The following is a 15,318-nucleotide window of genomic DNA, read 5'->3' as shown; positions in this document are numbered from 1 at the left end:
TTTGACTTGTTTAGCCAAGATTACTTTGCTTAGAGGGATACCTAGTGGACTAAATGATAAAGTAAGCTTTAGATTCTCTTTACTCTTAGAAGACCAGATATACCTATCCGCAGTTCCTGCACCGTATGAATTAGGCCGACAGGGACATATTTTCCGGCGCTAACGCTCCAGCACGATTCCTTCATAATCTCCCAGCTTTGGCAATTCAAATGAGGTGTAGCCGTCCTTATAACTGAAAGTGATTTCCTCCCCGGCAATCATACTCCATATCCTGCCGGGCTCAAAATCTGTTTTGATTCTGAATTTGGTTTGATAGCCGGGAAGAGGGCTGAAATAGGTGTTGCCGCTGAATCCTGTGAGATTGACCAGGTGCAGCAGCATTCCTTCCCGGTTTTTGGTCCCATAGTTTTCGGGCGTATTCAGAGCATATTCTTGCAGTATTGCCTCTACCCGTGGATGCGCATCGGTGACGATCAGCTTATTTACCTCCGGGTAGCTATACTCGATCAAGTCCAACAGGATATTTTTATGCTGCTCGTACCCATGCAGGTAGTATAGCTTACCCAGATTGATAGGTAAAAGAATGGCGTTGCTTTTGGAGTGTTTTTTTATGCCGACTGCATAATAGCCTGAGGGCTCATGTCCGCCGATTTTCTCCGGAGGCCCGGGCCTGCCGGGAGTGTATATGGATAGTTTTGTTTCATCCGCGGAGGGGAAGTCGTACAATCCCAGATTGAATTTCCAGAAAAGCAGTTTCTGTTGCTCAAATCTGGTGAAGAGCTTTTTATCCGCCGGATTGAGGTAAAAACCGCTGCCCTCATGATCAAGTTGCTTGATTTTGGCTCCAAAGAGGGTTTCAAGCATTTCCGGATGGTCTGACAAAGAGCGGTTAGTGGCTATTAGGTTGGTGCCCGATTCGCTGATCCTACCCAGCGCTTCCAGGGATTCTTCATCCAGAGCGGTGATTTCTGGCAGGATAAGCACTTTATACGTTTTGAGTTTGTCTTCCAAATGCGCAATCTGGCTTTTCTCCACAATATCAAATTGAATGTGTGACTCTTTGAGCATGAGCTGAACTCCCCTGTATTCATGGGCGGCATCACCGGATGGCCAGGATCCGGGAGCGATCACCGCTACCTTTGCGGGAGAAGTGTAGTTTCCAAAATAGGGCTCATATTTCTTATGCAGCGCATAGACCTCTCTGTACACATCAAAATTTCGCTCATCCTCATAATCCCGGAAATCCCCCATAATGCTCATATCCAATCCTGAGCCATTGGCGATGTTTTCATAGAGCCGAATAGCTACTTCCTCCGGCTCTACGGCATTGTACCGTGACTGAAAAGAAATCTGCTGAATACTGGCATTGCTGACGATATGATCCGGATAGGAATGGATCGTATTGCTCACATTGTCCGAAGCATTATATGGCCAATAAGGCAGGGAATTGGTCTGGGACTCATGGCGGATGATATCCACATATTTTTCAGAGTAGGTACATATGGCAATTTGTTCATTTTTTGATTTGACGAGCTGATGCACACGGCGGATCAGGTCATCAGAGGTATACTGTTTGAATTCTTGATATTTGCCAAAAACAGGATCGCTGTAGTCTTCCGTCAGCGGCAACTTCATTCCATCGCTATATTCAGCAAATCGCCTGGCATCATATGGGTTCTGATCAATGCCATGGTATTCGCCTGTGTAGGCATTTTTGGTAGCGTATCCCGGCATATTGATAAAAATGCCGTCAATAGGATAGCGGTCGATTACTTCTTCTATGATATTGAAAAGTTGCTCTTGTTCATAAGGAGCATTGATGGAGATCACATACATATCGTCGTTCACGATCCGTTTGCCTTCGGGAGATAAGTAAAACCAGTCGGGTTGCTTGTCAAAGATGCTTTTATGTGCCCGGCTAAAATCAAATCTTACGATCACCCTAATTCCATTTTCATGACATTTGGTGATGACATCCTCCAGCATGGTATCCTTCATGTAGGGATTGGTATACTGATATTCCAGTTGGGTAGGATAGAAAGCCATAATTCCCCCGGCATTGATAATAAGTGTATTGGCAGAGAGGCTTTTCAGATCAGCTATCAGGGAATCCACTTCCAGGGTTTCTGCCTCATATGCAGGGAGATTGGTCTGAATTACCCTTAGATTATTTGCTTTCCACCAAGATATGCTATCCGGCCATGACGGGGATTGTGCCAAGGTGGAAAGGGGAATCAGTAAAAAAATCAGCCCGTAAACCATGTTCAAACGGACAGGCTGTATAGGGAAAAGAGAAAATCGTTTCATGCAAGGTTAATTGTAGGTTTAATAGTACAATATAGTTTGCTATGGATTAAATCTACCGTTTGGTATAGAGAAATCGCTTTTACTCTAAAAACCCCTTCAAGGGTTCGAAATATAAAAAGTTGCGGGAATGGCTTAGCGGTACAATTAATCACCCTTCCCGAAAATCTCCTCCGGCCCCTTGGGAGTGACCATCATAACTTTTTCTTTTTCTACCATTACAGAACCCGCCGGGGAGCCTTTTACTTTCCTCACATACTTGGCTTCTGTATGGATCACAGGAGCCAGTGACTCATTCTTATTTTTGGAGTAAAAGGCTGCCAGGGATGCGGCAGTCTCCAGTACGGTCATAGGGATGCTTTTAAGCCCTGATGTTTTGATGAGTACATGGGAGCCCGGAACCATCCTTGCGTGTAGCCAGATATCGTCTTTCTTTGTATAGCCGCGAAGCATGTCATCATTTGCTTGGGCAGACTTGCCTACCCAGATAGGGAAGCCCTCAAATTCAAATGTCTTGAAAGGTAAAACCACTGCATCTTTTTGGAGAACTTTATCCTCTCCATGAGATTTCTTGTAGTTTTTCAGCGCCCTGAAGTCATCAAGGACATTCAGCTCTTCCAGATTGGATTCGAGTTCGGCTGCTTGCTTGATTTTTGCTTCAATTGTCTTTTCCAGTTGCTCCCATTCCAGTTTCCTGTTTTTACTTTTTCTGTACAAGGAAGCTGCGTGATCCTGCGGCTTTTGATTTGGCTTGAGTTTGACAGATACAGGTTCCCCTGTATAAAAATCCATCAGCTCTGCCTCCAATTTCCCTCCTTGGAATTCATGTAGATTTGCCATGATCACATCCGCAAGTTGGGAAGGGGATGGGCTATTGCGCAGCTCTTCCAGTTTTTGGGTGGATTTTAGGATATATGAATTGGTTCGCTTCAGTTGCTCTTGGTATTTTTTGAGCAACGTGTTTTTATCCTTTTCGAAATTGCCCCGAACCAGAGCTAAATAGAACAGTTCATTGATCGCTTGGATAGGATTGGAGAAACGTTTTACCGGATTTTCTTCAGGTAAAAGGCTCAGATGGATTTCCCCGTTCTTTTCTACCAACGAAAAAAGCGGTGTGTCGAGCATATCCAGCAGCTCCTGCATAAGCTCCCATTTAGCTGATATTTCAGCATCAGGATAGCCCCTTTCTTTTAGCCAATTTCTCGGAATTGCACCCAGAGTAGGAAGAAATTTGGAAGCATTCCCCTCCTGGGATTCAAAGCTTTCATAACTCAGATCATAGCTTTTATTCAATGAATTCCAGTCCAAGTCCCTGTCTTCAGCAATGCCATTTCGGAACATCTTGACCGGAGCTGTTCCTCCTTCTTCGTACAGCAGCACATTACTTCTGTTTGCATGCAATTTGAACAGGAGAATCTTGCCTGAACTTAGTTTCAAATAAAAAGCCCGCTCAAAGTTTAATACCTGACATCCCACGATAGTTTCTCCCACTAATTCCTTAAACAGGTCTATGCTGTTTCGTTTTGCCCGCTGGAAATTTTCGGGGAAAGAAAGATAGATTTGAGGTGGAAGAAAATGCGCCCGAATGTACCGGGATTCATTTTCGTCTTCAGTTTCTATGATCAGCTCATCCTTATTTTGGGAAAAACAGGCACTGATTTTTTTGCCCGAGAATGCTTTTTCCAGTTCAGGGCACAGGTATTTCAGGAAATGATAATTGAGATGCATTAGTCCAAAGTTAGCTGAAGCCCGTCATAGGCCAAGGCTAATCCTTCAGGTAATTCCTGATCCACGGAATCATGGAGGCCGAGTTTGTGGGAAATGTGCGTGAAATAGGTCTGTTTTGCGCCGATTTTCCGTGCAACTTCTACAGCTTCTCCCAAGGTGAAATGTGAAATATGGGATTCTTTCTGCAGGGCGTTGATGACCAATATTTCAGTGCCTTCTATAAGTTTGAATGAGTCTTCCGGTATATAATTGGCATCAGTGATGTAGGTGAAATCTCCGATTCTAAAGCCTAAAACGGGAAGTTTGTAATGCAAAACAGGAATAGGGGTGATGGTGACCCCTTCAATTGTAAAAGGGTTTTCATCGATTTCAACAGTCTCTACTTGAGGTACGCCGGGATACCTTTTTCCTGAGAAAATATAAGCGAACTCACGTTTGATTTGTTCCAGTACCTGAAGCCTTCCAAAGATGGGCATGTCCTTTTGTTGCTTAAAGTTAAACGGTCTGATATCATCCAGACCGGCAGTGTGATCCTTGTGCTCATGGGTGTAAATTACCGCATCGAGCTCGGTGATTCCTGCTCTGAGGATTTGACTTCTGAAGTCAGGGCCTGTATCAATTACGACACTCAATTTGCCGATTTGGATATAAACTGAGGCTCTGAATCTCTTGTCCCGGAAATCCAATGAGTTGCATACCGGACAGTCGCAACCGATCACGGGAACGCCTTGGGAAGTACCGGTTCCTAAAAAAGTTATTTTCAAAATTTCAACTGGGTTTGTCTCAGCTCGGTGAGGAAGTCATGGTTTGCTTTATCCTTGAAGTCTGCAGGATCGAGATTCAATTCGATCAGAATGTCTACAAGTGCATTGATTTTGCCTTCCAAGGGGAAATATTTATTCACGATGACAATTTTCGCATCATTCAACACACAGTAGCCGGATTTGAAGTTACCCTTTTCGTAGCGCAGCATGTATTCTGATGAAGCGAATAGATTTTCGAGTTTGTCCAAAAAATGCTTGGTGTGTTTTATAGCCATGTCAGCTCAGGAATTTTTTTACAGTAGCGAGTAATTTATCGTAATCCAGGGGTTTCTGGATGAAGTCATCAAAACCCAATCTTCTGAATTCATCCATGGTGTAGTTGTGCATATTTCCGGAAATAGCAATGATCGGAAGTTTTGATTTGGAGGGATCATTCATCTCACGAATCATTTTGGTGCAGCTGGTCCCATCCAACACAGGCATGTTGAGATCCATAAGAATAAGATCGAACTCCTCTTTCTCCAACATCTCTAAAACTTGTTTTCCGTTTTTGGCGGCTTTCATTTGATAGTTTTCAAATGAGAGAATGCTTTTAGTCAAGTTGATGATAACGGAACTATCTTCCCCTACAAGAATTTTTTTTGGGTTGTTCATGTGCTAAAAGTAGTTTCTTCTTCGAGATATTTCTCAAAAATAATACGCTCATTTTTTAGATTTCTTAGTACTGTTTCCAAAGCTGTCCAGTCTTGAGACTGCGCTTTCACATCGGCATCGCTGGATAACACATAGATAGTATTCGCTCCAAGCGTGCCTGAGTTGCCTTTTACTGTATGCAGGCATTCAATCAGGGTATTCTTGTTTTTTTCTTGAAAAGCGAGGTCTATATGTCCGATTAATTGATCAAATTCTTCCAAGAATTCAGTGTATAATGCCTTAATGCCGGTTATTGAGTTGAATTTCTGCAGTTGAAGAATTACTTTTTTATCCAAAACCAATTTTTCTTCCCCTTCCTTTCCTTGCAGATAGTCATCATTGGTTGAAGTGATATGGGATGAGATCACCTCCATAAATTCCTTTGGACGGATGGGTTTTGTAATCAAATCACTAAATCCCAATTCCAAAAAATTCTTTTTGGCAGATTCGGCCGAATAAGCAGTAATTGCGATTATGGGGCACTGATATTCAGACTTGCGTCGGATTATTTTTGATGCAGTGACGCCGTCCATATCCGGCATTTGTATATCCATCAGGATCAGATCAAACTTTTCTTTATAAGCTTTTTCCACTGCTTTCACTCCTGTATTAACCGCCTCGAAGGTATATATTTGTCCGATAAGACTTTCAAGTAGCTTTCGGTTCAAGTCATTGTTGTCTACAATCAACACCTTTTTGTTTTTCATGACTTAACTTCGGATTTTTGCTTGCAGCTAATCACATTTAATTTTGTCAAATCAATCCTACTTGATCTTAGTGGTGGGACCCACCGCAGTCGGCAAGACCGAATTATGCTTAAATCTAGCCAAAAAATTCAAAACTGAAATTGTGTCCTGCGATAGCAGACAGTTTTACCGTGAAATGAATCTGGGAACGGCAAAACCCGATGCAGGGGAATTAAGTCAGGTTCCGCACCATTTTATAAACAGTCTGTCAATAGAGCAGGAATATGATGTCCGCAAGTTTGAGCAGGATGCGTTGGCTTTACTTCAGGGATTGTTTGAAAAGCATCAAACGGTGATTATGACGGGAGGCTCCGGATTGTTTGCCGATGCCATAGTAAATGGAATGGATGAAATGCCACAGGTAGCACCGGAAATCCGTGCCGGAATAATTAAGGAATACGGGGAAAAAGGACTTGTTTTTCTACAAGATGAAATAGCCCGGAATGATCCCGAATACTTCGAAGTGGTGGATCAAAAGAACCCTCAACGATTGATGCGGGCCTTGGAAATATTCAGAGGGACAGGGAAGAAATTCAGCTCTTTTCGCGTGAAATCAAAAAAGCCACGTCCGTTTGAAGTCATCAAAATCGGCTTGGAGAGGGACAGGGAAGAATTGTATGCCCGGATAGATCTAAGAATGGATCAGATGATAGCGGCGGGATTGTTTGACGAGGCAGATGCGCTCTTTGGCAAAAGACATCTAAATGCGCTTCAGACGGTCGGCTACTCAGAGATCTTCGGATATCTTGAGGGAAAATATGAAAAGGAGGAAGCTGTCCGGTTGCTGAAAAGGAATTCCCGCCGCTATGCCAAGCGACAGATGACCTGGTTTAAGAAAGATGAGGGTATAAGCTGGTTTTCTCCGGAGAAGCAGAATGAAATTCTAGCATATATACAAGCTCAGATTTTCTGAAAACTTGCAATTTTTCCTACCCAGTTGTAAGGGGCTTTTTTCAGCAGTGCATTGTATTGGATACGGTTGACTTTAAGTTCCCGTATGATTTTAAGTGCTTTTTCGGTGATATTCTTGTCTGTCTGGTTTTCTTTGAGGGCAGCTATCAGCAAGTCCGGATCAGAAGAGTCTTCCACCAAAATTCCCAGAGCAGGATTTAAGGAATTCAACTTAAACAGCAACTCTTTCTGATAGTTGATTTTGCGCTGCAAGGCATTTTTCACAGTGAGAAAAAATAGGAGGCATCCGCCTCCCAACATGATAAATAGTGGTATAAAGCCCATCTTATATGCTACAAATTTTCATTAGTTTAAGATGATCTTCGATCAGATGCTTTGTCTTACCTATACAGTCAGCGAATGGGGTGAATACCACTTCTTGGTTGATGATTCCTGCCATATGATATTGATGACCGGCAAGTAGACCTTCCACGGCAGACATTCCACATCGGCTCGCTAATACACGGTCACGTGCAGTTGGGTTTCCTCCCCGCTGAATATGACCAAGTGTAGTGACTTTAAAGTCCTTTGCGGGATCATTCAGTTTCGTTTTCACTTTTTCCATGATGGTCTGGGCATTGCCCGCCTCATCTCCTTCAGCTACCACAATGATGCTTGAGGATTTGCTTTTACGCAGGTTTTTCAGGGATTTTACGACATCGTCCAAGTTTGTTTTGGTCTCAGGAACCATTACAAATTCAGCTCCCCCGCCTATTCCTGATTCTACAGCAATAAATCCTGCATCCCTTCCCATCACTTCGATAAAGAAAATTCTGTCGTGGGCAGCGGCAGTGTCCCGGATTTTGTCGATGGCCTCCAAGGCAGTATTCACTGCAGTGTCAAATCCAATGGTGTAATCCGTGCCATATAGGTCATTATCGATAGTTCCCGGGCAGCCGATGGTAGGGATTCCATATTCCTCAAAAAATAATTTGGCTCCCGTAAATGTCCCGTCTCCCCCTATCGCTACCAACCCTTCGATGCCATGAGCGATGAGATTATCGTAGGCTTTTTTTCTTCCTCCAGGGGTTTTAAATTCCATGGATCTGGCAGATTTCAGGATTGTTCCGCCCCGCTGTACTATATTACTTACTGAATGAGACTGCATGCGCTTGATATCACCGTCGATCATGCCCTCATATCCGCGATAGATTCCATATACTTCCAATCCTTTGAAAATAGCTGTACGAACGACCGCTCTCACACAGGCGTTCATGCCGGGACTATCTCCTCCGGAAGTAAAAACTGCAATTTTTTTCATCTGATTATAATTTGTCTTTCAATGGTCATAACCTGTCCCGTGACGAAGGAAACGGGATGGAATCTCGCATGACAAATAACCATTTCACAGAGTGAGATTGGAGTCATGCGTGATTTCATGTTCATAGGTTTAATGCTCAAAAATAAGGATTTAAGAAGGAATGCTCTTAGTTTCTTAAATTATTAAACTTTTAATAAATGCAGCTATGGAAAAGAGCTTGAATTCCAGTGCTAAAAATCTGAATTTGGGTGGATGGATAAAAGAAACTTACCTGCACTGGACTTCGCGATAAGCCCAATTGGATTGGGCTGCATGTCACTGAAGGGCAACTTGAAAGAAGATCAGGAGACTATAGATGCTGCGATTTCGGGAGGAATCAGCTTTTTGGATACGGCAGATTTGTACCAAAAGGGCTTGAATGAGAAAATTGTAGGTGCTGCCATCAAGGATAGGCGAAAAGATATCGTACTGGCTACCAAGGTCGGAAATCAGTGGAGAGAAGATGGCAGTGGATGGGATTGGAATCCTAGGAAGTCTTACATTCTAAAAGCTGTGGAAGAAAGCCTGCAGCGGCTGCAGACCGATTATATAGATATTTACCAATTGCACGGTGGGACCGTGGAAGATCCTTGGGAGGAAACACTGGAAGCATTTGAACTTCTGAAAAGCCATGGGAAAATCCGGGCTTTTGGCATTTCTTCTATCCGTCCAAATGTGATTCGAAAGGTACTGGAAATGAGTTCTCCTGCCACTATTATGATGCAATACAGTCCTCTGGATCGAAGGCCTGAGGAAATAGCGTTTCCTATGATCGCTGAATCTGAGACAAGAGTTTTGGTTCGTGGTACTTTTGCAAGAGGGCTTTTGATCAATAAGCCTGAAGAAGCATTTTTGGAATATACTGCACCGGAAGTTAAAGAGATACGTGACTTGATTGGGGATTCGGGACTTTTGCCTGAAGCGTTCTTGATCCGCTTTGGATTGATGCAGCCGGCTGTTGGCTCTCTGGTGGTAGGGGCAAGCTCGGTGGAGCAGGTAGAAAGATTGGTTTTTGCTTATGAGCAGCAAGCGAGTATATCGGATGAGTCAGTCAAGGAAATATCAGCGAAAATACCACTGAACCGCTACACACAGCACAGATAAAATTCCCATTGCCTAAACTCCACAAATAGTCTATTTTGGAAGAGTTTATTTTATTTTGCCTTATAAAACACCCAAATATGAAATCGAGCCTACCTGAGGCACAGACAGGCATGATCCCTTACCTACGGGAACACACGGAGGGATTATTATCCATCTGGCGAGATTCTCCCGAGAATCGGGACAGGCTATCCCGTTTCCTTCGTCACGGGACAGGTTATGACCATTGAAAAACAATTATAAACACATGAAATCGAGCATGTCGAAGACGACACACAGAGAGATGATTATTCACCGTGCGAGATTCCATCTGACCATTAAAAATCAAAATATAAACAGATGAAATTTAGACTGTTACTTTTTGTTATACCGGTTCTGATCTGGTCCTGCGAGCCCAAGGAACTTACCGAGACTGAGCGCTGGGAAGATACTGCCAGTCGGGTGGAGATTATAAGGGATGATTTTGGAATCCCCCATATCTATGGAAAAAGCGATGCGGATGCCGTATTCGGACTGCTGTATGCCCAGTGTGAGGATGATTTCAGAAGAGTGGAGCGTAATTATATCTGGGCCACGGGAAGACTGGCCGAGCTGGAAGGACATGAGGCGATTTACAGTGACCTCCGTGCTAATCTTTACATGACCGAAACTGAAGCAAAAGCTGCTTACGAGTCAGCTCCTGATTGGCTGAAGGAACTTTGTATGGCCTTTGCCGATGGGGTGAATTACTATCTGGCGAAGCATCCGGAAGTAAAGCCTCAGGTGATTACACGTTATGAGCCTTGGATGCCGATGTTTTTCAGTGAAGGGTCTATCGGAGGGGATATAGAGCAGATTCCAATTCGAAAGATCCAGGCCTTCTATGCAGAAAAGGAATCTGATGTTATGGCTTTTTATGAAGATGGGTTTGACCGTCAGTCTCTTTTGGATGAGCCAAAGGGTTCTAACGGAATCGCTTTGAATGGTAAGATGACAGACTCCGGCAATGCCATGCTGCTTATCAATCCGCATACTTCATTCTATTTCAGACCAGAAGTTCATGTGGTGAGCGAAGAGGGTTTGAATGCTTACGGTGCAGTGACCTGGGGGCAGTTTTTTGTCTATCAGGGATTTAATGAAAAAACGGGCTGGATGCATACCTCTACCCAGGTGGATTTCATAGATGAGTTTGTGGAAGATGTGTCTGAGAAAGACGGAAAATATAAATATCAATACGGTGACGAAAGCCGGGCGGTGGAAGAGTTTCAGGTTTCATTGAAATATAAGTCCGGGAATGAATTGAAGGAGAAGCCATTTACTTTTTACAGAACCCATCATGGCCCGGTCACACATAAAACCGGAGATAAATGGGTGGCAACCAAAATCAATTGGGATCCGGTAAACGCCCTTATTCAGAGTTTTACGCGGACAAAACTGAGCAATCATGCTGAGTTTAAGAAAATGATGGATATCCGTACAAATTCATCCAACAATACGGTTTTTGCTGATGCGGAAGGAAACATTGCCTATTTCCACGGCAATTTTATTCCAAAGAGAAACGAAGGATTTGACTTCTCCAATCCGGTAGATGGCTCGGATCCCAAATCCGATTGGCAAGGACTGCATACGGTGGAGGAAAGTATAATGATTTTAAATCCCGGCACAGGTTGGATTCAGAACTGTAATTCCACGCCATTTACTGCTGCGGGTGAGTTTAGCCCGAAGCGGGAAGATTATCCGTTTTACATGGCTCCCGATCAGGAGAATTATCGGGGGATTCATGCGGTGAAGGTGCTAAATGAGACTTCCGGATTGACGTTGGATAGTTTGGTGAAACTGGCCCACGATTCCTATTTACCTGCTTTTGGGAAATTGATCCCTATGCTGCTGAAAGCCTATGAGAAGCGGGGTGTGGCTGATCCTCAATTTACCGAGCCGATAAAAGTGCTGGAATCATGGGATTATCGAACTTCCAAAGAGTCTGTGGCTATGTCGCTTGCGCATTTTTTTGGGATGAATTTTATGAAAGATCATGGGAATATCAATAACCTGATCAGTTTTAATAATGAGAGGGGTAGTATAGCCCCAAATCCTTCTCCTACAGAATTGCTTTCAACTTTCAGCAAGACCCTGGATCAGATGAATGCAGACTTTGGTACCTGGAAAACGCCTTGGTCAGAGATCAATAGATTCCAGCGCTTGACCGGAGAGATCGATCCGCCCTTCGACGATTCTAAGGAATATACTCCTGTGGGTATGGCTTCCGGTACTTGGGGAGCTTTGGCCGCTTTCGGAGCCAAAACCTATCCCGGTACCAAACGATTGTACGGCTACAGGGGAAATAGTTTTGTGGCAGTGGTAGAATTTGGAGAGAAAGTAAAAGCCAAGTCAATACTTGCGGGAGGGCAAAGCTCAGATCCGGATTCTCCACATTTCTATGACCAAGTGCAGGATTATGTGGATGGTAAGTTTAAGGATGTAGCGTTCTACCGGGAGGATGTGGAGGCTAGGGCAGAAGAGCATTATGTGCCGGGGAAGAGGGAGTGATTTTAGTAGGCAGTCATCAGTCTCAGTTTTCAGTTGACAGAGACCTTTGTCAGGTTGGGCAGTCAGTCTGCCGAAGGCATGAAAGTCGAAACCTTCTTGAAAAAAAGCCTCGGCTTGTGGCTAACAAACCGAAATCGGCAAGTGCTTTTTGCCGTCTATGATGGAACGAAGAGAGGTGTACATGAAGGCTAGAGGCTTGAGCCAAATGATAGCGCTATTAGCTAGAAGTAAATTAGGCAAAAAGTAAACTGTAGATTAAAATGACCTACGCATCAATTCCATTAGCCCTATTCGCTCATTATTTGACAGGATAAATGGGTTTTTTTGCTAAACTTTCACTTGAATACAACCCAACAAAACTGATGAGAAAAATACTCTTTTTAGTGCTCCTTAGCACATCAGCTGCTTTTGCGCAGCAAGAAAACACAAAGTCCCTGCGAACTTCGGTAGAAACAGATACCCGCGTGATTCGTCAGGATGTACCGATGACGAATTCTATCCGCAAAGCGTTTGAAGAAGGATCAAGAAACTTCTCAGGCAAGCCGGGTGAAAATTACTGGCAGCTGGAAACTGACTTTACCATCAAAGCCAGCCTGGATCCAAGTACGCAGACGATCACAGGATCAGAGAAAATCCTCGTGCATAACAATAGCAAGGACGATCTGGATGCTATTGTCCTTCGACTGGACCACAACATTTTCCGTGGAGATGTGCCTCGCGGTACTTCCGTGCCTGCAGAAAATACTGAAGGAATGGTCGTGACCGCCATCAAAGTAGGCGGAGAATCGGTGGATCTGAATGCGGCACCATCTAGCCAAAATAATCCGCCTGCACTACGGGTACGGGGGTTGCAGAGTACTGTGGCGACCATCACGCTTGTGAACTCGATCAAAGCGGGTACAACTGCGGAAGTAGAGATCGACTGGCATACCAAATTGCCGGGTGGTGAGAACGGCAGAGGGCATAGAATGACACAGCGTTTTGACAGCACTTTATTTCAGCCTACACAGTGGTTCCCCAGATTGGCGAAGTATGATGATCTGAGGGGATGGGAGACAAGCCTTTACTTAGGCCCGGCGGAATTCTTCAATAACTTTGGCCGCTTTGATGTTTCCCTTACTGTGCCGGCCGGTTGGATTGTAAGCGGTACGGGTGTATTGCAGAACCCAACTGAGGTTTTGACTCCTACAGTCATCCAAAGACTTTCTACCGTGCTTGACTCTGATGCAGAAGTGACACTGGTGAGTGAAGATGAAAATGGCCCGGGCAAAGCGACTAAGGCAGGAGATAAGCTTACTTGGCGTTTTGTGGCGGATAAAGTAAACGATTTTGCATGGGCTACTTCGGATAGATTTATCTGGAAAGCAAGCAGAGCCACTATTCCGGGCAAAGGACCTGTGCCAATTTACATGGTTTTTATTCCTGAGCGGGCCAAGTATTTTGAGAAAGCGGTGGAAAATACCAGACATGCGTTGGAATTTTATTCCAAACTCTGGGCACCCTATCCTTTTCCCCAGCTCACCCTTCAGGATGGCCCAAGTGCCGGTATGGAATACCCTATGGTAATCAATTCCAACCAAGGCGCGGCCGATCATGAGACAGCGCACCAGTGGTGGCCCATGATGGTAGGAACCAATGAAACCCGCTATGGCTGGATGGATGAAGGATTTAACCAATACATGAATATTCTTTCTGCCGCAGATAGCAGAGGAGTAGCTTATGATCTGGACGGACTTGGGCAAAGCTATGGGCGAATCAGTGGATTGGAAGATGAAGCACCGATGATGTGGAGTGCCAACGATGCGGGTATGATGTATGGATTTCAGACGTATGCCAAAACACCGCTGATGCTTTCCATGCTAGGAGGAATAGTAGGGGATGAAGCAGTGATCAATGCCATGAAAAAATATGCGGATGCATGGACGTTCAAACATCCTTCGCCTTGGGATTATATGTTCTTTATGAATAATGAATTGGGACAAAACTTGGAGTGGTTCTGGTATTACTGGTTGTTTACCACAGAATCTGTGGAGGGGTCTATTCAGAATGTAAGTACGTCAAATGACAAAACAACAGTCACTGTACATCAGGCAGGACAAATGCCTTCGCCGGTTGTGTTGCAAGTGGAATTTGAAACAGAGGGTGCTAAGATCGGAAACATGCCGAATGCCAAAATACTAAATGCTACTACTGCTGAGGTGACCTGGCCGGTGACGGTTTGGTTTGACGGGAGCCGTACGTTTGATGCAGTTTTGGATTTCGGGGATATAAAAATCACCAAGATTACTTTGGATCCACATCGACGTTTTCCCGACAAGGATGCGGCTGACAATGTATGGCCAAGGTAAATTGATCATGAAATGGGGCTTGAAGGAGCCTCATTTTTTTAACTACTTAGGTCGCGGAGATTTCCACAGAGGACGCAGGTTAGTTTGTTCTGCGCTTATATGCTTTGTGTTATCCTGCTTCTCCCGAAGCTGGATCTGATTCTAACCACTGAGACCACAGAGTTTGGCGCAGAGGGCACAATATAGGTTATCATGCGCTTAATTAAGTGATATTTGGGTATCCTGCTTCTCCAGAAGGGGGATCTGATTTATTAAATCATAGAGAAGGTCTAATTGGCGGAATATTTTCCTTTTGGTAAAGAGGTAAGAGAAAGGCCGGAAGTCCATCTGAACACCCAGCCATTTTCTTTTACCCTTTTTCCCTTAGAAAGGAAGATCAGCTTCTTCCTTCATTTTGGCTGTTTTTTCGCCCAAGAATAGGAAGTCATTTACCACCACCTCGGTGATGTAGCGTTTGATACCATCCTTATCGCTGTAGTCACGGGTGGAGATTTTTCCTTCTACTGCGATTTCGGATCCCTTGTCGGTATACTTTTCGAGCAGCTCTGCATTCTTGCCCCAGATCACCAGTCTGTGCCAGGTAGTTTCTGTGACACGCTCACCTTTTTGATTTCTGTAAGATTCGTTAGTCGCGATGCTTGCGTGTCCTAAGACTTTACCGCTTTCCAGGGTTTTCAATTCTACTTTGGCTCCCAGGTAACCGATTAGCTGTACTTTGTTTCTTAGCGCATTCATGATGTTTGTGGTTTTGGTTTGAAAATTTGTTTGTCGTTTTCGCCAGAGGAAAAACTTATGATCCAAAGTTGCAGGATCGGTCTGCGCTTAGTCGGTAGCTAGTCGTTTGTATTCGATAGTAT

The 15,318-nt window shown here is 44.2% G+C and carries 14 protein-coding genes; 5 read left to right on the top strand and 9 right to left on the bottom strand.

Annotated features, from left to right (window positions below):
• Positions 1-159: 159 nt before the first annotated feature.
• The 6 genes from J2X69_RS15340 to J2X69_RS15315 all read right to left on the bottom strand — a co-directional run bounded on the left by J2X69_RS15340 (position 160) and on the right by J2X69_RS15315 (position 6,196).
• The gene (locus tag J2X69_RS15340; RefSeq protein WP_310105053.1) at positions 160-2,307 is read right to left on the bottom strand and encodes a family 10 glycosylhydrolase; all 2,148 of its coding nucleotides are present in this window, start codon (positions 2,305-2,307) and stop codon (positions 160-162) included.
• 144 nt (positions 2,308-2,451) lie between these two features.
• Complete coding sequence (locus J2X69_RS15335; protein ID WP_310105051.1) at positions 2,452-4,032, bottom strand: NFACT RNA binding domain-containing protein; 1,581 nt, start codon at positions 4,030-4,032, stop codon at positions 2,452-2,454.
• A complete protein-coding gene (locus J2X69_RS15330; RefSeq protein WP_310105048.1) occupies positions 4,032-4,796 on the bottom strand; it encodes an MBL fold metallo-hydrolase in 765 nt (254 codons plus the stop codon). The genes J2X69_RS15335 and J2X69_RS15330 overlap by 1 nt, the downstream gene beginning before the upstream one ends.
• The gene (locus tag J2X69_RS15325) at positions 4,793-5,071 is read right to left on the bottom strand and encodes a hypothetical protein (RefSeq protein ID WP_310105045.1); all 279 of its coding nucleotides are present in this window, start codon (positions 5,069-5,071) and stop codon (positions 4,793-4,795) included. Before J2X69_RS15325 ends, J2X69_RS15330 begins: the two co-directional genes overlap by 4 nt.
• 1 nt (position 5,072) lies before the next feature.
• Positions 5,073-5,450, bottom strand: coding sequence for a response regulator (locus J2X69_RS15320; protein ID WP_310105043.1), 378 nt, complete (start codon positions 5,448-5,450; stop codon positions 5,073-5,075).
• Positions 5,447-6,196, bottom strand: a complete 750-nt coding sequence (locus J2X69_RS15315) for a response regulator (RefSeq protein WP_310105041.1) — start codon at positions 6,194-6,196, stop codon at positions 5,447-5,449. Before J2X69_RS15315 ends, J2X69_RS15320 begins: the two co-directional genes overlap by 4 nt.
• 43 nt (positions 6,197-6,239) lie before the next feature.
• On the opposite strand from J2X69_RS15315, the gene miaA reads away from it, so the two are divergent.
• The gene (gene miaA, locus J2X69_RS15310; RefSeq protein WP_310105039.1) at positions 6,240-7,148 is read left to right on the top strand and encodes a tRNA (adenosine(37)-N6)-dimethylallyltransferase MiaA; all 909 of its coding nucleotides are present in this window, start codon (positions 6,240-6,242) and stop codon (positions 7,146-7,148) included.
• Here miaA and J2X69_RS15305 read toward each other — a convergent pair.
• Both J2X69_RS15305 and pfkA read right to left on the bottom strand, forming a co-directional pair.
• Positions 7,136-7,471, bottom strand: a complete 336-nt coding sequence (locus J2X69_RS15305; protein ID WP_310105038.1) for a hypothetical protein — start codon at positions 7,469-7,471, stop codon at positions 7,136-7,138. The two genes, miaA and J2X69_RS15305, sit on opposite strands and share 13 nt — an antisense overlap.
• Before the next feature lies 1 nt (position 7,472).
• The gene (gene pfkA, locus J2X69_RS15300; protein ID WP_310105035.1) at positions 7,473-8,447 is read right to left on the bottom strand and encodes a 6-phosphofructokinase; all 975 of its coding nucleotides are present in this window, start codon (positions 8,445-8,447) and stop codon (positions 7,473-7,475) included.
• A 252-nt stretch (positions 8,448-8,699) separates the two neighbouring features.
• On the opposite strand from pfkA, the gene J2X69_RS15295 reads away from it, so the two are divergent.
• From J2X69_RS15295 to J2X69_RS15280, 4 genes are all read left to right on the top strand, one after another.
• Positions 8,700-9,590: an aldo/keto reductase gene (locus J2X69_RS15295; RefSeq protein WP_310105032.1), complete on the top strand. Its 891-nt coding sequence runs from the start codon at positions 8,700-8,702 to the stop codon at positions 9,588-9,590.
• A 77-nt stretch (positions 9,591-9,667) separates the two neighbouring features.
• Positions 9,668-9,817: a hypothetical protein gene (locus J2X69_RS15290; RefSeq protein WP_310105029.1), complete on the top strand. Its 150-nt coding sequence runs from the start codon at positions 9,668-9,670 to the stop codon at positions 9,815-9,817.
• A 109-nt stretch (positions 9,818-9,926) separates the two neighbouring features.
• Positions 9,927-12,113 carry an acylase gene (locus J2X69_RS15285; protein WP_310105027.1) on the top strand — a complete coding sequence of 729 codons (2,187 nt, stop codon included), beginning with the start codon at positions 9,927-9,929 and terminating at the stop codon, positions 12,111-12,113.
• A 362-nt stretch (positions 12,114-12,475) separates the two neighbouring features.
• The gene (locus tag J2X69_RS15280) at positions 12,476-14,461 is read left to right on the top strand and encodes a M1 family metallopeptidase (RefSeq protein WP_310105022.1); all 1,986 of its coding nucleotides are present in this window, start codon (positions 12,476-12,478) and stop codon (positions 14,459-14,461) included.
• A gap of 363 nt (positions 14,462-14,824) precedes the next feature.
• On the opposite strand, the gene J2X69_RS15275 is transcribed toward J2X69_RS15280, so the two are convergent.
• The gene (locus J2X69_RS15275) at positions 14,825-15,196 is read right to left on the bottom strand and encodes a single-stranded DNA-binding protein (protein WP_310105019.1); all 372 of its coding nucleotides are present in this window, start codon (positions 15,194-15,196) and stop codon (positions 14,825-14,827) included.
• Between the last annotated feature and the right edge of the window lie 122 nt (positions 15,197-15,318).

It is taken from the genome of Algoriphagus sp. 4150 (assembly GCF_031457395.1).
Taxonomy (GTDB): domain Bacteria; phylum Bacteroidota; class Bacteroidia; order Cytophagales; family Cyclobacteriaceae; genus Algoriphagus.
Note: the sequence above shows the minus strand (reverse complement) of the source record. Positions and strands in the feature narration are given on the sequence as shown.